General features: G+C 58.3%; 29 protein-coding genes. 24 read left to right on the forward strand and 5 right to left on the reverse strand.

The window, feature by feature from the left end; all coding sequences use genetic code 11:
- The first annotated feature begins 12 nt into the window (after positions 1 to 12).
- The 15 genes from BLR13_RS39645 (at position 13) to BLR13_RS40970 (ending at position 8381) form a co-directional block, all read left to right on the forward strand.
- Complete coding sequence (locus BLR13_RS39645; RefSeq protein WP_157793663.1) at positions 13 to 402, forward strand: hypothetical protein; 390 nt, start codon at positions 13 to 15, stop codon at positions 400 to 402.
- A 179-nt stretch (positions 403 to 581) separates the two neighbouring features.
- Positions 582 to 1463, forward strand: coding sequence for a TAXI family TRAP transporter solute-binding subunit (locus BLR13_RS39650; protein ID WP_091976297.1), 882 nt, complete (start codon positions 582 to 584; stop codon positions 1461 to 1463).
- Between the two features lie 76 nt (positions 1464 to 1539).
- Complete coding sequence (locus BLR13_RS39655; protein ID WP_091976298.1) at positions 1540 to 2046, forward strand: hypothetical protein; 507 nt, start codon at positions 1540 to 1542, stop codon at positions 2044 to 2046.
- On the forward strand, positions 2046 to 2222 hold the full coding sequence (locus tag BLR13_RS40965; RefSeq protein ID WP_157793664.1) for a hypothetical protein: 177 nt from the start codon (positions 2046 to 2048) through the stop codon (positions 2220 to 2222). Before BLR13_RS39655 ends, BLR13_RS40965 begins: the two co-directional genes overlap by 1 nt.
- Positions 2219 to 3247, forward strand: a complete 1029-nt coding sequence (locus BLR13_RS39660) for an FAD-dependent thymidylate synthase (protein WP_091976299.1) — start codon at positions 2219 to 2221, stop codon at positions 3245 to 3247. The genes BLR13_RS40965 and BLR13_RS39660 overlap by 4 nt, the downstream gene beginning before the upstream one ends.
- Positions 3244 to 3564 carry a hypothetical protein gene (locus BLR13_RS39665; protein WP_091976300.1) on the forward strand — a complete coding sequence of 107 codons (321 nt, stop codon included), beginning with the start codon at positions 3244 to 3246 and terminating at the stop codon, positions 3562 to 3564. Before BLR13_RS39660 ends, BLR13_RS39665 begins: the two co-directional genes overlap by 4 nt.
- A gap of 226 nt (positions 3565 to 3790) precedes the next feature.
- Entirely contained in the window at positions 3791 to 4933 is a 1143-nt protein-coding gene (locus BLR13_RS39675; RefSeq protein ID WP_157793665.1) for a hypothetical protein, read from the forward strand.
- Between the two features lie 246 nt (positions 4934 to 5179).
- Positions 5180 to 5452, forward strand: a complete 273-nt coding sequence (locus BLR13_RS39680) for a hypothetical protein (protein ID WP_157793766.1) — start codon at positions 5180 to 5182, stop codon at positions 5450 to 5452.
- Positions 5449 to 5844: a DNA ligase LigA-related protein gene (locus BLR13_RS39685; RefSeq protein ID WP_091977007.1), complete on the forward strand. Its 396-nt coding sequence runs from the start codon at positions 5449 to 5451 to the stop codon at positions 5842 to 5844. Before BLR13_RS39680 ends, BLR13_RS39685 begins: the two co-directional genes overlap by 4 nt.
- A gap of 15 nt (positions 5845 to 5859) precedes the next feature.
- On the forward strand, positions 5860 to 6315 hold the full coding sequence (locus BLR13_RS39690) for a hypothetical protein (protein ID WP_172805585.1): 456 nt from the start codon (positions 5860 to 5862) through the stop codon (positions 6313 to 6315).
- Positions 6312 to 6752, forward strand: coding sequence for a DUF6884 domain-containing protein (locus tag BLR13_RS39695; RefSeq protein WP_091977012.1), 441 nt, complete (start codon positions 6312 to 6314; stop codon positions 6750 to 6752). Before BLR13_RS39690 ends, BLR13_RS39695 begins: the two co-directional genes overlap by 4 nt.
- A gap of 40 nt (positions 6753 to 6792) precedes the next feature.
- Entirely contained in the window at positions 6793 to 7146 is a 354-nt protein-coding gene (locus BLR13_RS39700; RefSeq protein WP_091977014.1) for a hypothetical protein, read from the forward strand.
- Between the two features lie 10 nt (positions 7147 to 7156).
- A complete protein-coding gene (locus BLR13_RS39705) occupies positions 7157 to 7528 on the forward strand; it encodes a hypothetical protein (protein WP_091977017.1) in 372 nt (123 codons plus the stop codon).
- A complete protein-coding gene (locus BLR13_RS39710; protein ID WP_091977020.1) occupies positions 7528 to 7734 on the forward strand; it encodes a hypothetical protein in 207 nt (68 codons plus the stop codon). Before BLR13_RS39705 ends, BLR13_RS39710 begins: the two co-directional genes overlap by 1 nt.
- Entirely contained in the window at positions 7734 to 8381 is a 648-nt protein-coding gene (locus BLR13_RS40970) for an SLOG family protein (protein ID WP_157793767.1), read from the forward strand. The genes BLR13_RS39710 and BLR13_RS40970 overlap by 1 nt, the downstream gene beginning before the upstream one ends.
- On the opposite strand, the gene BLR13_RS39720 is transcribed toward BLR13_RS40970, so the two are convergent.
- Positions 8317 to 8994, reverse strand: a complete 678-nt coding sequence (locus BLR13_RS39720; RefSeq protein ID WP_091977022.1) for a DUF4118 domain-containing protein — start codon at positions 8992 to 8994, stop codon at positions 8317 to 8319. The genes BLR13_RS40970 and BLR13_RS39720 overlap by 65 nt on opposite strands.
- A gap of 24 nt (positions 8995 to 9018) precedes the next feature.
- Positions 9019 to 9369, reverse strand: a complete 351-nt coding sequence (locus BLR13_RS39725; protein WP_091977024.1) for a hypothetical protein — start codon at positions 9367 to 9369, stop codon at positions 9019 to 9021.
- A 434-nt stretch (positions 9370 to 9803) separates the two neighbouring features.
- Between BLR13_RS39725 and BLR13_RS39730 the strand changes: the two genes are divergently transcribed.
- From BLR13_RS39730 to BLR13_RS42150, 9 genes are all read left to right on the forward strand, one after another.
- Positions 9804 to 10070 (forward strand): DUF3850 domain-containing protein, encoded by a 267-nt coding sequence (locus tag BLR13_RS39730; protein ID WP_091977025.1) that lies wholly within the window; start codon positions 9804 to 9806, stop codon positions 10068 to 10070.
- Between the two features lie 95 nt (positions 10071 to 10165).
- Positions 10166 to 10621: a deoxycytidylate deaminase gene (locus tag BLR13_RS39735; protein ID WP_091977027.1), complete on the forward strand. Its 456-nt coding sequence runs from the start codon at positions 10166 to 10168 to the stop codon at positions 10619 to 10621.
- Complete coding sequence (locus tag BLR13_RS39740; protein WP_091977029.1) at positions 10621 to 10926, forward strand: hypothetical protein; 306 nt, start codon at positions 10621 to 10623, stop codon at positions 10924 to 10926. The genes BLR13_RS39735 and BLR13_RS39740 overlap by 1 nt, the downstream gene beginning before the upstream one ends.
- Positions 10923 to 11675: an MT-A70 family methyltransferase gene (locus BLR13_RS39745; protein ID WP_244525032.1), complete on the forward strand. Its 753-nt coding sequence runs from the start codon at positions 10923 to 10925 to the stop codon at positions 11673 to 11675. Before BLR13_RS39740 ends, BLR13_RS39745 begins: the two co-directional genes overlap by 4 nt.
- Entirely contained in the window at positions 11672 to 11950 is a 279-nt protein-coding gene (locus BLR13_RS39750; RefSeq protein WP_091977031.1) for a hypothetical protein, read from the forward strand. The genes BLR13_RS39745 and BLR13_RS39750 overlap by 4 nt, the downstream gene beginning before the upstream one ends.
- Before the next feature lie 88 nt (positions 11951 to 12038).
- Positions 12039 to 12464: a CHAP domain-containing protein gene (locus BLR13_RS39755; RefSeq protein WP_244525035.1), complete on the forward strand. Its 426-nt coding sequence runs from the start codon at positions 12039 to 12041 to the stop codon at positions 12462 to 12464.
- Positions 12461 to 12658, forward strand: coding sequence for a hypothetical protein (locus BLR13_RS39760; protein WP_091977036.1), 198 nt, complete (start codon positions 12461 to 12463; stop codon positions 12656 to 12658). The genes BLR13_RS39755 and BLR13_RS39760 overlap by 4 nt, the downstream gene beginning before the upstream one ends.
- Positions 12658 to 13143: a hypothetical protein gene (locus BLR13_RS39765; protein WP_091977382.1), complete on the forward strand. Its 486-nt coding sequence runs from the start codon at positions 12658 to 12660 to the stop codon at positions 13141 to 13143. Before BLR13_RS39760 ends, BLR13_RS39765 begins: the two co-directional genes overlap by 1 nt.
- A 123-nt stretch (positions 13144 to 13266) precedes the next feature.
- The gene (locus BLR13_RS42150) at positions 13267 to 13494 is read left to right on the forward strand and encodes a hypothetical protein (RefSeq protein ID WP_244525036.1); all 228 of its coding nucleotides are present in this window, start codon (positions 13267 to 13269) and stop codon (positions 13492 to 13494) included.
- 180 nt (positions 13495 to 13674) lie between these two features.
- On the opposite strand, the gene BLR13_RS39775 is transcribed toward BLR13_RS42150, so the two are convergent.
- From BLR13_RS39775 to BLR13_RS41440, 3 genes are all read right to left on the reverse strand, one after another.
- Positions 13675 to 14487: a DUF3883 domain-containing protein gene (locus BLR13_RS39775; RefSeq protein ID WP_091977044.1), complete on the reverse strand. Its 813-nt coding sequence runs from the start codon at positions 14485 to 14487 to the stop codon at positions 13675 to 13677.
- Between the two features lie 8 nt (positions 14488 to 14495).
- Positions 14496 to 15098: a hypothetical protein gene (locus BLR13_RS41435; RefSeq protein ID WP_091977387.1), complete on the reverse strand. Its 603-nt coding sequence runs from the start codon at positions 15096 to 15098 to the stop codon at positions 14496 to 14498.
- Between the two features lie 164 nt (positions 15099 to 15262).
- Positions 15263 to 15997: an SNF2-related protein gene (locus BLR13_RS41440; protein ID WP_197679507.1), complete on the reverse strand. Its 735-nt coding sequence runs from the start codon at positions 15995 to 15997 to the stop codon at positions 15263 to 15265.
- Between the last annotated feature and the right edge of the window lie 168 nt (positions 15998 to 16165).

Below are 16165 nucleotides of genomic sequence, written 5' to 3' on the forward strand. Positions count from 1 at the left end.
AAGGAGAAGGCCTTGGACGTACTACAAGCTGAGAGATTAGCGGACGAACTGATCACCGCGGAACTGGCCAAATCGAACCAGATGTGGGGCCGATCGAGCGAGCGGTCCGACGCTGCCAACGGAGAACTGATGCTCGCCGGCATGGCGCAGCTCGACGCGCTCTACATCCGTCACCTGGGTGACAAGCACGCATTCGAAGAGGCTCCGGAAATCTTCCCGGAGAACTGGAGCGGGTTCCGTGACTACGGCTCTGACATCGCCAACATCGTCGTCACCATCGCCTTCCTCACCCAGGAAGTGAAGCGGAAGCTGATGATCGGCGAGGACTACATCCGCCTCGAACGCGGCGCCGACCAGGTATACCGACCTGCGACGGGCCTGCCCAACACGATCGAGGCCTGATCCATGTACGGGGTCTTCCTCGCCAACCACGTTCTCGATGGTCTCGGTCTGATCTATCTCACCACGATCATCTGGAAGTTCGCCCGCGGCTACGGGGTGCGCCGCTGGTTCTTTTAGTGCCCTAGCGTTTGTTTGAATGCAATCGACCCCAACGGATGGGGTCTCCAAAGGAGAAGTAAATGAAGAAGCTCTTTCTGATCGCTGCGCTCGCCATGGCCGCTATCGCGTCGGCCCCGGCTCACGCTGCAAACTTCCGGCTCTGCACCGGCAACAGCCAGCTGAACTACTTCAAGGCCGGCCAGTACCTGAAGGTTGCCTCGACCAGCGTCGCAGTTGACGTCATCGAGACCAAGGGTTCGCTGGACAACCTCGACAAGCTGAGCAACGGCCAGTGCGACGGCGCCTTCGTCCAGTCGGACGCAATGCTCGTCTATTCGAGCCGCAACTCGAAGGCCATCTCCGGCCTGGAGCGCGCCGGCATCCTCTACCAGGAGCAGGTCCACATGGTCTGCAACCGGAAGCTCGGCATCTCCCGCATGGTCGACCTGAACAAGTCGAACACGGTCGCGGTGGGTCCGGATGGTTCCGGCGGTCGCACCACCTGGGATGCGTTCATCCTCGCTGACAAGGCGCGCTACTCGGTCGTGGGTACCGATCCCCGTTCCGGCGTTCGCGCCTTCTCGGCGGTTGCCGAAGGCACCCAGGTCCAGTGTGCGATGGTGGTAACCGCTCTGAACGCACCGTTGATCAAGAACGATGCGCAGAAGGAAGGCGACAACGTCGTCCTGGTCGGAACCGATGACCGCGACATGACGCGGACGGCCAAAGATGGTCGCGGCAACGCCGTCTACACCTACGGTGAAATCCCGGCTGGCACCTACCCGCGCATCCAGCCCTCGGGCACGGTCTACGGCACCAAGGCGATCGGCACGGTTCAGGTTGACGCCATCTTCGTCGCCAGCACCGCTTTCATCGAAGCCAACGAAGCTGACTACGACAAGCTGCTGCGCTCGTTCGCCGCCGCCAAGCCGCAGATCCAGAAGCTCGCTCAGCCCCAGTAATCGGTCTCTCTGACCTTGGCGGTCGCCCTCCGGGGCGGCCGTCCTTTTTCGATTTGTCAATTTTCAGGAGGCCACCATGAGCGACAAGCACAATACCGACCAGGAACTTCTCTCCTTCATTAGCGAGGCGAGACGCTTCCTCAAATTCGTGTCGAGCCCCGAGTGGGCGGCTTCCGCCGAGAACACGGATGCAGAGCATATTGCAGATCTGACGATGACGCTCGCCCTCTCCAGGGAGTCCAAGAGCCTTCCGGAAAAGACCGTGATGCACCAGGTCCGTTGCAGCGAGACCGGCCTTGTCTTGGCAATCGCCGGCAACACGCCCGCCGCCGCCGCCCGCGCCCGCTTCCTGACCGGAATGATCGCAGCAATGCCGCGTCTGTTCGAAGGCATCGAGGCATTCATGGTCCGGGACGTCTTCATGCAGGATCGCGTCAGGGAGCTACTCGAGTCCAACAACGACAAACTAAACGAGAACCGTGCTCAGCGCGCCGTGATCCGGCAGCTGCAGGCGCAGGTTGATCATCTGCTCAAGACGATCCCGGCAGAGCCGGAGACCATCAACGTGGAGAAGGCCTCGTGATGTCCAGGACGTTCGTGAAGCACCTGTCGGCTGATGAAGTCGGTGAGGAATTGGCCGGCTGGTGGATCATCAGCGTGGACGTGATGCCGGACGGCAGCGAGCAGTCCTACGACGCGGTCGGCCCCTACGACACCAAAGAATTTGCTGAAAACCTGCTCAAGGAAAACGCACTGTGACCATCAAAGCCACCAAGATCACCCACAGCATCTCGCAGGACGGCATCGAGCTGAAGACCGCCCTGGCGCGCTACCCGCGCTTCATCCATGCCGAAGAGCTGACCCACCGTATCCTCAGCTCCAGCCCCGATATGATCGTCGAGATCAACGATGGCGTGATGTACGACCGGAACCTGTCACGTAACGCTTCCAGCTCCCGGGCGATCCCGGTCAAGCGCCTGATCGAAGACATCCTGCTGGACACGGCGATGCCGATCAGCTGGGGCAAGAACCAGAAGGGCATGCAGGCCGGCGAAGAGCACGACGCCTACATCGATAACCCCTTCCATGGATTCACCACCGATCGAATGGGCAAGCTCTATAGCCGGGAGCAGATGTGGCTCCTGGCGCGAGACAATGCCATCGCTGTCGCTCGGGCCTATGATGCCGCCGGCTACCACAAGCAGATCGTCAACCGCCTGCTGGAGCCGTTCGCCCACATCAACGTTCTGATCACGGCGACCGACTGGGACAACTTCTTCGAGCTGCGCGACCACAAGGATGCCCAGCCGGAGATCCAGGCGCTGGCGAAGGCCATCAAGGCAGCCTTCGAGGGCAGCGTTCCGGATCTGCTGCAGCCCGGAGAATGGCACCTGCCGTTCATCACCGCGAACGACCGTGTCAGCTACGAGCCCCTGCCCTACGAGGCACGAAACCTGGCGGTGATCGGGTCGCCCTACGCCGGCATGATCCAGGTCGTTCGCCCGCTCGAACAGTTGATCAAAATATCCGTCGCCCGCTGCGCCCGCACTTCGTACCTCACTCACGAAGGCAAGGTGCCGGAGGTCGAGGCGGACCTGCGTCTCTACAACGATCTGGTCGGCGGACGTCCGCTCCACGCTTCACCGGCCGAACATCAGGCCACGCCGGACGTGCGAAACCACCTTGTCGATGGTTGGGAGCAGCCGTCCCTGCACGGAAACCTCCGCGGCTGGGTGCAATACCGGAAGCAGCTTGAGCTGCAACATTACAAGGTGGCTGCATGACGAAGGTCGCCAGCGCCTTCTACTCGACGGCGGTCGAGCACAAGGAAATGCGAAGCCTCTATCACGCGAGCTTCGGTATCCCTGGCGAGCCGCCCATGTGGGTCAACGACACGGACGGCAAGCCCAAGACCTTCAGAGACCGAGACGAAGCAATCCTAGCTGGCTTCAAGGTTTTGGTCTCGAAGCTGAACAAGGCGCGTCAGTCCCAGGACTTTCAGGTCCGCGGCGAGCGCCCTCCCCAAAAGAACACCATCAAGAGCTGGGCAGCGCCGCCGGAGCGAGGCCCCACGGTCGACAGCGTATTTGGAAAGAAATGATGGGCGAAGCAGCTCTCAAAGTCCCAGAACCGATCAACTCCGACGTCGGCATCATCGGGCCGAATACCCCCCTCCGGTTGGAGATGGCAGTCCGCCTGGCCTACCCGGATGGTTCGATGTCAATATCGGCCCTGCGAAGATTGGTGGCCTCCGAGAAGATCACCCACGAGTTCGTAGCCGGCCGGTATTTTGTTACACTTGCTGCAATTGAGGAGTTTCGAGCATCATGCCGCGTCCCCGCAAAGCCCCCTACGTCACGCTTAAAAAATACAAAGACGGTCGAGCCCCAACCTGGATCATCCGAGACGGACAGCTTTCGCGTGGCACAGGATGCCATGAACATGATCGCGGAGGAGCTGAAAAAGCCCTCGCCCGCTACATCACGAAAAAGCACGACCCAAAAGAGGCGCTTAACGCCGAGGACGTGAATGCCATCAAGATAATCGACGTGTGCGCGATGGAAATCTTGCACATCTCGAAGAGGAATATTGACCAGCAATACAAGAACCAGCTGATTTCGGCGATCCAGCGCATCGGAAACTGGTTTGCAGGCAAGAAGATTGGCGACCTCAACAGCTCACTGCAGGAGCGCTACGCTGAAGAGCGAGTCCTGCAGCCATCAGCATTTCGAGATCTGAAGTTGCTGCAAGCCGCAATCAACCGCTGCGTCAAGAAGACTAAGGGCGGGATCCAGCCAAAATTCAGCGCAACATTGCCAGATGCACCAAAGTCTCGCATCCGATATCTGACTCGAGATGAGGCAGCGTCGATGTTGTGGGCCGCCTGGCGTGAGCGGAAAAAAACTAAGCTGCCCCACAGCAAGGGCCGACATACGCTGCGCCACATTGCTCGCTATATCCTGATCGGTCTCTACACCGGGAGCCGAAACGGCGACATCTGCAACGCCTCGCTGATCCCAGCGATCGATCGTGGCTATGTGGACCTGGAGCGTGGCATCTTCAAGCGCAAGCCGGACAACAAGGAGGCGACCAGCAAGCAGCAGCCCACCATCCCTCTCCCACCCCGGCTCCTGACACACATGCGGCGCTGGGCGCGTCTTGGTATCTCCAAGCACTCGGTGATCGAGTTCATGGGCAAGCGTGTTCGCCGCGTCCACGACGGCTGGGAGACTGTCGTGGATCGCGCCGGCCTAGCCACAGATGACAAGGCGAAGAAGGTCTTGCGACATACATTGAGGCACACGGCGATAACCTGGTACCTGAGCCCCGATCGGAGGACAGGTCGGAAGGTCGACATAGAAACCGTTAGCCTATATTGTGGCGTCTCGGTTGAGACGATCCGCAAGACCTATCGGCACGAGACCCCAGATACCTTCACCGAACTCCTGGAGGTATCGAAGTCGAAGTAACTGGTACGCAATCTGGTACGGATCAAACTCCCGATTCCGCAAACAGCTGAAGCAACAAAGGAAATCACTTAAGACGCCCTTTTCGGCGGGTTTACGACGTCAGATTTTTCTGTAGCAATATCAATGCATCTGATGTCGGCTGTTCGCATCTCGTTCCACCCTTTTCGGGACGTTTCTGGTACGAAACTGGTACGCGAACAAACCCGCCTTCCCCAGATTTATTGACCCTACCTCATGGAGAAGACGATGACCACGCAGAGTTGGCGCACGCCTGTCGCAGCCTTGATCCTGGTTGTGACAACCGCCGCAGCGTTCGCCGAGACCCCCTACCCGAGGCCGACCCGCGACGGCCGGGATCGCATCCAGCGGACCGGGGCCTGTCCCACCGGATACGTCGGATCTGGCGACAAGTGCGAGGCGCTCCACGCCGATACCCCGCGCGCCTACCCGAAGATCAAGGGGGCCGCCTGCCCCTCTGGCACGTTCGCCAGCGGCGATGCCTGCAAGGCGTTTCGATGACCGAGACGCTCGATCTGTTCGCCTACACCAAGGTGAGTGGTGGCACGTCGCTCGCCGATCTGGATTGGCACGCGAGAAGAATTGTCGTGGCGTCGTACCTCTACTATAGGCACGACCTATCGATGATGCCGGACCATGAGTTCGACAACATCTGTCAGGTCGTCGCCGATGGATGGCGCGGGCTATCCCCGCTCCGGCAGTTCATGCTGGAGTCGCCTGGCGCAATCCGGGCGAGCGGCTTCCATGTGAAGGTGACGTGGATGGCGGAAGCTGGAGCGTTCGCCTGGATGCGAGAGAACCGGCAACGAGAGAACGTCGATCGAGGTCCGGTCAGCCAATGGAACTTCGATAAGACACACCAGGTTCACTGGGCAGGACTCGCGGCACCATAAGAAACGAGGATGACAATGACGAGGCCGAAAGCGCCATGCAACGATCAGACCGCCGAACAGCTTGAGGCTTACTACCGAAAGGTCAAGCCCGGTGATGTTGCGGTCATCCGATGCACGCAGGGGAATGTCCTACGTTACCTGCTCGATAAGGTCACGGATACAACTCCGAAGAGCGGCAGGGTCTACGTCGAGAAGGGCGACGCTTGGGCCGGCCAGGGCTTTTACATGAAGAGCGGCAAGAGCACCGACGCCCCAACGGGACAGTCAAACTTGGTCGTTCCCACCGACGAGGTCATGGCGTGGATCAAGGATCATCCGGAGAAGCCCGGCCTCGGTCATGCGGTCATGTCATACGAGTGGGATTGGGATTTCACCCCTCCGGGACAGCGGACGGGAAAGAACCGCTCAAGCTTCACCAGCGGTCGGGCGCGGCAGGCAGTCATCGATAGGATGGTGAAAAAGAAACAATGAGCGGAAAAGCTGACGTTGCGTTCGTGTCCTGCGTGAAGACGAAGGCCAATCGCCCGATGCCGGCAAAAGACTTCTACCTGTCGCCATGGTTCCGATTGGCCCGGCGGTATGTCGAGAAGAACGCGCATCGCTGGTACATTTTGTCGGCCGCGCACGGCTGCATCCACCCGGAGGACATCATCGATCCGTATGACGTGACCCTCAACGGGGCTAGTGCCGCGGACCGAGGCTACTGGGCGGTGGTGGTGAGAGATCAGTTCGACAAGCTTGGACCGAATCTGTCGGGCGAGCGAGCGATCATCTTTGCCGGTCTCAATTACCGGCGCGACCTGATCTCTCCGCTGCTGCGGACCTTCGACGAAGTACAGGTTCCAATGGAAGGCCTGAAGATGGGTCAGCAGCTGAGCTGGCTGACAAAACATAATGACCAGGGGTGAGTAGCGAGGCTACCGCCTTTTTGCAAAATAGGATGATGAAATGAACTTCAAGAAACTGATGATCATGGCAGCCATAACTGCTGTTCCGTCTATAGCTCTGGCGGTCGATTCGAAGACCCCCGAGCTGGACAAGGTGACCATGGCAATGAAGGAGGCTCTCTGGAAAAAGGGGCTCAGCACGTCGCCAACCAGCATTAACATAGCGGCGCAATTTTCCTTACTGAACGAACTTTGCGGTCGCACCTATATGGAAGATGAAGTGCCGTTTCAGTTGAAGATGGCGTCGGTGGAAGCCCCAGCTCCGGTTATCCAGGCCTACTACGACGTCTTCAAGAGGAAGATGCGCGAGTCGCTGATGGCCAATCCCACCGAAGCAGCCGCATTTTGCAAATAGGAGACGGGATATGCAGCGCAAGATGAAACTGGCAATCATGATCGTGTTGACATCGCTATCGGTAACCGACGCGCGAGCCCTGGTGCGGATTGGCCCCGCAGCTCAGGCTGAAGCGGTGACGGACGCGGCTTACAATCATTCGGTCTTCACTGAAGTTATGAACGCCGCTAACTTCTGCCCCCTCATGGTGGACATGAAAAAGTGGGACGAAAAAATGCCCGCGGGCGTCATGGCCATTGTGAAGGCCTTCAACGTCACGGAGCAAGGTGATGCCTGGTACGGAAAACGGTCCGACGAGTTTCAGGCCAACCCGGCCAAGGAGTGCGCCGAGGCTGAGAAAACCTACGGTCCGGCTGGCATGCGATTGATGAAGAGGAAGTGATGGCGAAGAGGAAGGCAAAGTTCAGCAGGCAGGAATACGCGGGACTGATCCGGAGCGGCTCGATCGAGGTCACATGCGGGAACTGCGGGACAAAGATGCAGCCGGATAAGGATGATTGGGTCTCTTGCCCGAAGTGCCAAAAGGAACTGGGTGAGTGGGACAAGTTCGACTTCAAGAAGTCGGTCATCATCGGTCGGAAGCATTGATGCCAGCGCCCCGGGTCTACAACAAACACCACGGCGATGCGCCGGCCGCCGCCGTCTACATCGGGCGCGGATCTCCGTACGGGAATCGGTTCGTCATCGGAGCTGACGGCGACCGCGACCAGGCCTGCAATCGGTTCGAGTGCGAGCAGCTTCCCGACATGGACGTGAACGGGCTGACAGGGCGAGACCTGGTTTGCTTCTGCGCGCCGCATCGCTGCCACGGCGACTCCATCCTGCTGATGGCGAACCATCGCGTCCTGGTTTTTGGTGGCCGGGATTTCAGTGACAGAAGATGGCTGTACGACGTTCTGGACGCCGCCCATGAGCGCAGGAAGATCACCTGCATCGTAGAGGGGGAGATGTCGGGAGCTGACAGACTGTCTCGAGAATGGGCTGATAGCCGCAACGTGGCGGTCGATCCCTATCCGGCTGATTGGGACAACATCGAGCGCGATGGCGCCTTGGTCAGAAGGAACAGCCGCGGCAAGCTTTACGATGCTGCCGCGGGTCCATTTCGTAACACTCAAATGCTACGCAACGGTCGTCCGGATACGGCCTTCGGATTCCCAGGCGGAAAGGGAACTAGGGATATGTCGAAACAGTGCCTTGAGTATGGTCTGACACCGACGCTTTTCGGATTGAGGTGAGCCATCGTGGCGAAAGCAGCCATGGGAGTGCCACCGACACCACGAGGTTGATCAGAGTGTAGGCGCACTCCTCCAAAGTCGGAAGCGAAGGTGTCATGACAGGGGCCTGGAACGAGAAATTATACAGCACCATCACGACTAGGCTGGCTCCGATTGCCGGCCACCTCCCGAATTGTAGCGCTATCGCCGTCACCGCCAGAGTAAAAATGATAGCCGGTTCGGAGCCGGCAACGAGCTGTTGCATCCCCATCGCAACTGGGGTTGCAATGCCGACTACAGCCAAGACGGTCAGAATGATCTTGCTAAGCTTCGTCGGATCGACCTTTGACGCATTTGTATCGAACGTCGAAGCAATCCTCGCCGGCAGCGTCCTGAACGCACCAAGCTTCAAACGATCTCGCACCGGCTGATCGAGGTTGATCAGATCTTCCGTGTTGAACCACTGTGGCAAGCTGCCGCTATCGACAGTGGCCCAGAGAGCGTCGATTGCCTTCATAACCCGAAGTAAATGCCGGGAGCCGATTTCCCCCGGCTCACCGTCAAGCGGCTTCGCGATGAACCATCCATCTTCCCGGTCGATCACGTAAGCGCGATATTCAAATGGCGTATTCATAGCCCCACCTCCCAAGATGTCGGCTCACGCCGCGGCAACGATCCGAAGGAGCGGCTTCGCTTTGTCCGGGAAAAATTTACGGACATTTGCCAAAGGGTCGACGCTGCCGTGGGCGCGCAAGGACTCCAGGTTCGGAGACAAGGAGTCGGCAAAGACATCGAGGTCGCAGTGAAGGGTGTCGCCTTCTAGGTAGGTCGCGCACCAACCCGGCATATTGCAGGTTTCGAGAGCGTCCCAAAGGACGTCGATCGATCTCAAAACGCGCAAAAGATCCTTGGATACGAGCTGGCCGGGCTCTCCATCCGTGGATTTGGCGACGTAGAAGCCGCCATCGTTGCTTACATTATAGGCACGGTATTGGAATGCGCTTTTCATTTTTTGACTCGACAACCTTTTTTGAGCCCAGGGCGGGATCGGTTGCCGCGACTGCTAATGACATTTGCACGATAATGCAAGCGCAACCCAGCCCCCGTAAAAACACGGACTCTGGCACAAGTTGCGGGTGTTACACTTAAAATTAGGCCGAATATACAAACTTAGGTTGAACGCCGCACCCCGAAATCTCTTCTTGCATTCTCGCTATATTTGCTCTAATGCAAATGCTGAATGCAAACGGAGGCCTGTTTGTTCCCGCCCATCGACACCCGCAATAAGCCCATGATTTCAACATGTTTCCGCCCTCGTTCGATGACCGAACGCGGCGGCCATACTGACCTTGTTTTCGCTACTCGGTTCGTTCCCAGAGTGGACTGCCTGCAACCGCAGGCTAAGCCGCAGACCATCGCCCTGACGCGAAAGGGTGCGACACAATGAAGCGGCGGTATAAAAAATCCTGGACCCACTTCTTCCAGGCGATCAAGGGCGGCCGAAAGTTGCACGACGTCCGCGAAGACGACGGCTATCAAATCGGCGACATCCTAGTCTTGCAGGAGTTCGACAACATCAACGGGCGCTATACGGGCGCCGAGATCGAGGTCGAGGTCACCTACATCACCAACCGCACCGTGCCGTGCGCGTTCTCCAGCGCCGTGCTGTCGCCCGGTCACTGCATCCTGAGCCTGAAGGTGTTGGCATGATGTTAGGTTGTTGCTCCGCTGTGAACCCATGCTCGCACCAGCAGCGCGATCCCAACTCGCTCTGCGACATCTGCTGCCAGGCTAGCGGTATCGTCATGCCGAAGACCGATCGTCGGAACCAGGACTGGTGGGACAACTACTTCCTCGATCTCGCGGAAGCGGTTGCCTATGCCTCGAAGGATCCAAGCACCAAGGTCGGCGCCGTCATCGTTCGTCCTGACCGAACGGTGGCCTCCATGGGCTACAACGGCTTCCCGCGAGGGATCAAGGATAGCGACGAGCGCCTCAATGACCGTCCGACCAAATACTCCATGGTCGTTCACGCCGAGCCCAACGCCATCCTCTCGGCTCGTGAGCCGGTCCGTGGCTACTCGATCTACACCACGCTGTTCACCTGCGCTGACTGCGCCAAGCTGATCATCCAGGCCGGCATCAAGAAGGTGGTCTCGCCGACCTACGACATAGAGCGCTGGGAGAAGTCGCTGACGCTGTCGAAGCAGCTGTTCACCGAGGCAGGGGTCGAGTTCAAGCTGATCGATAGGGCGATCTGATGCGCCTGGAAGAATGGCCCCTGCCCTACGTGCGCGTGAAGTGCGCTCAGTGCGAGCGCGAAGGACGCCTCAGCAAGGACGGATTGCTCGAACGCTTCGGCGGTGAGCGAGAGATGTTCGTGGTCCGCGCCAAACTGACCGAGGCGAGCTGCAAGCGTGAGAACAAGAAGTCGCCCTGCATGTCCATCCTACCAGACGCACTGCTCGTGCAGGCGATCCGGGCTGAACGCAAGGAAGACATCCTCAGCGTCGAGATAATGCAAGAGGCGGCAAATTGGAACCCGAAGTGGTTGGAGGAAAAGTGATCGACCCGATCTTTGTCTCGACGGCATTTTACGAGGAAGCCAGACGACACGGCTTCGACATGACGCGCTTCGCGACCAAGGCTCCGCTTGATGCGGAGGCAACGGAAGAGTCGTGTCCGGACGCTTGCTTGAATGCAAACGACTTCCTGCGACCGGCCTTCAACCTGCAGCCGCTCAAGCAGCGTCACTATGGTCTGGCGAAGCTCGATCCGCCGTGGGCCTTCAAGACCTATTCCGAAGCCGGCAAGGGCAAGTCGGCCGAGCAGCACTACGACACCATGTCGCTTGAGGACATCTTCAATCTGAAGGTGGAAGACCTCGCGCATCCGGACGGCATGTGGGTTTGGCTCTATGCCACCGCTCCGATGTACGACGCGGCTCGCGCCTGCTTCGACAAATGGAACGTCAAGTACGTCACCCAGGGTGTCTGGGTGAAGATGGTCAAGGACAATAGCAAGCCGACCTTCGGCACCGGCTACGTCCTTCGCAATTGCCACGAACCATTCCTCATCGGGAAGGTCGGCACGCCGCGCATCCACTCCCGCAACATCCGCTCCGCGATTCTGGAGCCGCGTCGCGAGCACTCACGCAAGCCAGAGCAAGGCTACGTCGATGCCGCGAAGATGGCTGGACCATACCCGAAGGCGGACATCTTCAGCCGCGAGGCGCGTCCCGGCTGGGACGGTTGGGGCAACGAAATCACCAAGTTCAACCACCCTGAAGCAGAGCCGGAGCTGGAGGTAGCATGAGCCAGAAGATCACGAACATCATCGTCATGTCCGCAGGACCGATCTCTTTCAGCGCCGTACGCATCGAGGTCGAGGAACACCAGCCGACGCTCAAATTCCGAATGACCTTTGGCGACAAGGTCGTCGCAGAGATGGGCGAGCAGGCCGCGCGCCTGTTCTCCCGACTCGTGGGACAGACCTTCACCGTCGAGAAGAACGACGAGTGGACGCGCCTGCCCACCTACGCCGCGGTCGACGCCGACCGCAAACGGATCGCAGCACGCAGCTCGGTCTGACCAAAACCAACCACGGAGAAGATCGTGAACAGACTCCTCACGGCGCTGATTGGCGCCGCAATCCTCGCTGTCACCATGTCGACCGCCGATGCGCGTCCGCATCATCGCAGGCATCACCATCACCACCACGCTCGTGTTGTACAGGTTGAGCAGCAGCAATCGTTCTTTAGCGGTTTCGGCGGGCGGCGTCGTGGATCGCGCCCGTCAGTTCATCGGAGCCACTGCCAGTCAGGTCGGCGTCCGATCGACGCTCTGGTGCTCAGCCTTCTTGCGCAAGATCACGGGCGCGTCCGGCGTCGACGACACCGCCCTCTCCTGGGAGCGTCGCCAACACATCGCCCCGCAGGTCGGCGCTATCGTGACCATGGGTCGCCGTGGCGGCGGTCACGTCGGTGTGGTCTCTGGTTTCACTGCCAAGGGAGATCCGATCGTCATCAGCGGCAACAACGGTGGCCGCGTCCGTGAGGCTGTGCATTCCCGCAGCAGCATCCGCTCCTGGGTGTCCGCATCATGAAGCGGGTAAAACGCATCCAGGCAAAGGACCCCTTCACCGACGTCAAGGTAACGGTGGAGATCAAGTCCAAGAACGGCTGGCGCTCTCGCGACGAGATGGACCGTTTTTCTTCATCGGTTGCCAGCGGCATCATGCATCAACTGTCCGCCAGCTCGCACCTGAAAATCACTCTCGATAAGATCAAGGTGGGCTGATGGTAGCCTGCATCTCAGATAGCCTCTATTGCGAGGCGGCAGCATGCGAGAAGCACCTGCCCGACATCAAGGATACGTGGCGCCGAGCTGGCGCCGCGTTGAAGTCGCACGATCGGCGACCGACCCCATACGACATCGAGGTGTACTCCTTTCCGCAAGGATGGGGATCAACAGCGCTCGGCTTCGGCGGGATCGGCGGGCAGGCAATGACGTCAGCCCAGACCACGGTCGTGATGTGCTCACCATCGGCGGCGGTCTACTTCGGACGGCGCCTAGCCTATGTCATCAAGACCGTAAACGGCAAGTTCATGGCTGATCTCGCCAGCCATGCGATGTCGGATGTCCGCCGGCCACTCGCAGTACGAGGCCATCTGATGGCGGACACACGGGAAGCACGACTGCGGATCGTGGCGAGTGGCAAGTGTCGCTCCGCCAGCCGCAACTTCGGAGGCAGGCTCAAATACCTCCGTCAATCGGTGGGATGATCTGCCAGCTCTCCGAGGAAGAAGAGGATTGCTACCACACCAGCAAGGAGGCTGTGGCAGCCGCAGAAGCATTCCGAGAGGAAGCTCGACAGAAACTTCAAGACGAATTTGGGAGGTGAATTGATGCCTGTTGTTTTTCAAAACTGGATCACCCGCAACGACCTGCTGGACAACCGGGACAAGATGTACGTCTTCGGTGACAACGTCCAACGGACCGGCTTTGCCGGCCAGGCCAAGGAGATGCGAGGAGAGCCGAATGCGATCGGAGTCGTCACCAAGTGGGCGCCCAGCATGCAGCCCACAGCCTTCTTCCGACGACACTGCGGCCTGCAAAATGCTGGTGGAGCGTGATCTTCTCCTGGTGCAGCAGGCCCTGGATCGTGGCCGCACAGTGGTCGTCCCGGCTGACGGCATCGGAACAGGCCTTTCGCGCCTGCCGAAATACGCACCGAACCTAGATGCGTTCATCAAAGAGTGGCTCAGGAGCCGATTATGAAACATTCGCGAGGTCGGGTTTTCATCGAAGATCACCTAATGGATTTTGATTTCCACTTGGCTCCAGCGCCCAGAACCTTGATCCGCCGGGACATGCATCGCTATCTGCGCGACGGTGCGCTCTTGGAGGATCTCGGCTGGCAAGACCCAGATATGAAACACAAATGCGTCGCCATACTTCACGGCAGTTTCCCACTCATTCCGCGTTAGAACCATGCGAGGGGGGTTCTGCGTGGAAGACTTCACTTCGATAAGGCGGCCAATGGGCTCAACCGGTCCGGTGTCGTAAGAGCGGATATCATAGCCCGCACCGTTATCTTCAATTGCAACCCACTTTGGCTTTCTTGGAATCTGGAGAGCTTCGAGGCGAGCCGTTTCATAGGCGAGCGACAGCCGCTCTGCCTCGCGACCCTGCGCCAGGAGCCTGTCGTTTGCGGCGGCACGCGCGGTTTGTGCAAGATTGTCCCACCACAAAACAATCGCTTCGCTGGGGGGCTCTTCGAAAAGCCCTGCTGATCTGAGGCACTGCTCTTCGTCGCGCGTGAGCGCGGTCTTCACACGCTCCCTTCCGTAAGGGGTAAGCCGTACCCAAAGCGGATGCTGCCAACTGACGATGTTTGCGATCGCGTAACGTAGACCCTCTGCTGGATCTCCAAATGCGGAATCCACCGAAATCCTCTCGTGAAGCTCAATTCCTGTTTCGAAATCACACCCGGCATTATCCGCATCTATTGTTGGGATTGAACGTGCGACCGTTTGCGCATCGAGCCCCGGGTAAGCAATGAGATATCGCCGTATCGCAAGAAGGGCGTTGAGAGCACTCATTGTGAAGTATTTTGTCGCCGACATTAACGCCCCTACTCAGCGTCTTCGTCGTTGTACACGGCGTTCCCCTCGAGTTGCTCGATGAGATCGACGATATCAGCCGGGTCAACATCGTAGTCGACTGGATCTCCCGCATTTTCCTCATCTAGCGCGATCTGGTGAAGATCGGGGTCGTCGAGAAGAACCTGCAAGGCTCGAAGCTTCTGTGACAACCGACGACTAACCGAATGATCGATACTGCCCAAACCTTTTGGCGTCATCGTTTGAAAGATATGGATGTTAGTTTCCACTCCAGCTGGCAGGCCTAAGCGGTGAATGCGATCAAGCGATTGCAGGTAATGCGTAGAAACATAGCTGCGATCCAAATAAATCGCTTCGTGGCATACACGATGCAGGCTAATTCCCTCGCCAGCGGCGGCGGGGTTGGCGAGCATAACTTGGCATAGGGGATCGCTGTGGAATCTGTGAAGACGCCCTTCACGAGTTGCGGGATCGGATGGCTCTCCACTCGGCACCGCTCCGTATAGCGAAACCGGATTCAAGTCCGCTAACATGTTCTCCATTTGCTGAATTGTATCAGTGAAGATTGTCCAAATAACCGACTTCTTACCTTCCTTCGCCAATGAGCGTGCCATGTCTGCAACCGCTCGCATTTTCGTAGACGCGCCTCGGCGAGAACCTGATCAACAATTCCAGAATCCAGATTGATCACATCGTCCGTAATCGACCGGAGTGCTAGTACCGGATTGGAAGAAAGCTGAAGGAGGCGCATGACCGATTTTTTTTGCGCCTATAATATCTATGCGGGATTCGGTTCGAAGCGTGCTGAATTGGCGCAATGCCTCGTCTCGGACGATGCTGTAGAGAACCATCTGTCCTTTCGCCATGGGAATATGGACGAAACTTCGATTGGGCTTCGGAAGGCCCAACTCTTGTTTGGTAGTCCTGACGTAAAGTTGTCCCAGGACCTGACGCGGGGTAATCCCTGCCCGATTTGGAAACCGAGCCCCGCTCCCGGCCACAAGAAATCCAATTGAGATTGAATATCCGACGGGTGCTGCGGCATCGGTGTGCCAGTGAGAATGTCCCGTCGTATAGGCAGGGGCGCAACATTGAGAAGAAAAGCTCCCCGTTGCGAACGGAACCCCGCTTTCATGCGGTGAGCCTCATCCAAGAGGAGATGCACAGGCTGACGCGATAGGTATGAGGTGATGATCTCAGGAATTTGGATCATTAAGTCATAGTTGATAACGAAACGTGTCGCGCCTGATGATAGTGCGCGCTGGATTGCTTCTGACGATCCAGAGAGGACAGTGAATTTTTCGGCATTATCGCCCGGGGCATCATCAGCGATGCATTCTTCGACGACCTCGCGCCACGCTGGAAATGCAGTTTTCGGCCCCACCACCAGAATATGCTGACCCGGCTTTCGCGCGAGTATGTGCAGAGCTAACGAGACGGTGGTTTTTCCTGCTCCAGGAACGGAGAAATTCGCCCCGTTCTGCAGCGATAGAAGGTGTTGAATGTCGCGCAATTGAAAGTCAGTCAGCGTTCGCTTTGTGAACCCGGCATCTTGCAGGCGTTGAGTAATTTCATCCCTTGTTATCGTGAGGGTGAGGCTGCCCTTCGCCTCTTGGACTTTTTATACTGCTGAACAAATTGCTCGATCTTATCTCGCGCTTCGCCCGCTGCAGGACGAAAA

The organism is Bradyrhizobium ottawaense, assembly GCF_900099825.1.
Lineage (GTDB): Bacteria > Pseudomonadota > Alphaproteobacteria > Rhizobiales > Xanthobacteraceae > Bradyrhizobium > Bradyrhizobium ottawaense_A.

Excerpts from the sequence above, each read along its gene's own strand:
- BLR13_RS39650 (WP_091976297.1), top strand. The coding sequence starts at position 582 with ATGAAGAAGCTCTTTCTGATCGCTGCGCTCGCCATGGCCGCTATCGCG.
- BLR13_RS39655 (WP_091976298.1), top strand. The coding sequence starts at position 1,540 with ATGAGCGACAAGCACAATACCGACCAGGAACTTCTCTCCTTCATTAGC.
- BLR13_RS40965 (WP_157793664.1), top strand. The coding sequence starts at position 2,046 with ATGTCCAGGACGTTCGTGAAGCACCTGTCGGCTGATGAAGTCGGTGAG.
- BLR13_RS39665 (WP_091976300.1), top strand. The coding sequence starts at position 3,244 with ATGACGAAGGTCGCCAGCGCCTTCTACTCGACGGCGGTCGAGCACAAG.
- BLR13_RS39675 (WP_157793665.1), top strand. The coding sequence starts at position 3,791 with ATGCCGCGTCCCCGCAAAGCCCCCTACGTCACGCTTAAAAAATACAAA.
- BLR13_RS39680 (WP_157793766.1), top strand. The coding sequence starts at position 5,180 with ATGACCACGCAGAGTTGGCGCACGCCTGTCGCAGCCTTGATCCTGGTT.
- BLR13_RS39685 (WP_091977007.1), top strand. The coding sequence starts at position 5,449 with ATGACCGAGACGCTCGATCTGTTCGCCTACACCAAGGTGAGTGGTGGC.
- BLR13_RS39690 (WP_172805585.1), top strand. The coding sequence starts at position 5,860 with ATGACGAGGCCGAAAGCGCCATGCAACGATCAGACCGCCGAACAGCTT.
- BLR13_RS39695 (WP_091977012.1), top strand. The coding sequence starts at position 6,312 with ATGAGCGGAAAAGCTGACGTTGCGTTCGTGTCCTGCGTGAAGACGAAG.
- BLR13_RS39700 (WP_091977014.1), top strand. The coding sequence starts at position 6,793 with ATGAACTTCAAGAAACTGATGATCATGGCAGCCATAACTGCTGTTCCG.
- BLR13_RS39705 (WP_091977017.1), top strand. The coding sequence starts at position 7,157 with ATGCAGCGCAAGATGAAACTGGCAATCATGATCGTGTTGACATCGCTA.
- BLR13_RS39710 (WP_091977020.1), top strand. The coding sequence starts at position 7,528 with ATGGCGAAGAGGAAGGCAAAGTTCAGCAGGCAGGAATACGCGGGACTG.
- BLR13_RS40970 (WP_157793767.1), top strand. The coding sequence starts at position 7,734 with ATGCCAGCGCCCCGGGTCTACAACAAACACCACGGCGATGCGCCGGCC.
- BLR13_RS39720 (WP_091977022.1), bottom strand. The coding sequence starts at position 8,994 with ATGAATACGCCATTTGAATATCGCGCTTACGTGATCGACCGGGAAGAT.
- BLR13_RS39725 (WP_091977024.1), bottom strand. The coding sequence starts at position 9,369 with ATGAAAAGCGCATTCCAATACCGTGCCTATAATGTAAGCAACGATGGC.
- BLR13_RS39730 (WP_091977025.1), top strand. The coding sequence starts at position 9,804 with ATGAAGCGGCGGTATAAAAAATCCTGGACCCACTTCTTCCAGGCGATC.
- BLR13_RS39735 (WP_091977027.1), top strand. The coding sequence starts at position 10,166 with ATGCCGAAGACCGATCGTCGGAACCAGGACTGGTGGGACAACTACTTC.
- BLR13_RS39740 (WP_091977029.1), top strand. The coding sequence starts at position 10,621 with ATGCGCCTGGAAGAATGGCCCCTGCCCTACGTGCGCGTGAAGTGCGCT.
- BLR13_RS39750 (WP_091977031.1), top strand. The coding sequence starts at position 11,672 with ATGAGCCAGAAGATCACGAACATCATCGTCATGTCCGCAGGACCGATC.
- BLR13_RS39755 (WP_244525035.1), top strand. The coding sequence starts at position 12,039 with ATGCGCGTCCGCATCATCGCAGGCATCACCATCACCACCACGCTCGTG.
- BLR13_RS39760 (WP_091977036.1), top strand. The coding sequence starts at position 12,461 with ATGAAGCGGGTAAAACGCATCCAGGCAAAGGACCCCTTCACCGACGTC.
- BLR13_RS39765 (WP_091977382.1), top strand. The coding sequence starts at position 12,658 with ATGGTAGCCTGCATCTCAGATAGCCTCTATTGCGAGGCGGCAGCATGC.
- BLR13_RS42150 (WP_244525036.1), top strand. The coding sequence starts at position 13,267 with ATGCCTGTTGTTTTTCAAAACTGGATCACCCGCAACGACCTGCTGGAC.
- BLR13_RS39775 (WP_091977044.1), bottom strand. The coding sequence starts at position 14,487 with ATGTCGGCGACAAAATACTTCACAATGAGTGCTCTCAACGCCCTTCTT.
- BLR13_RS41435 (WP_091977387.1), bottom strand. The coding sequence starts at position 15,098 with ATGGCACGCTCATTGGCGAAGGAAGGTAAGAAGTCGGTTATTTGGACA.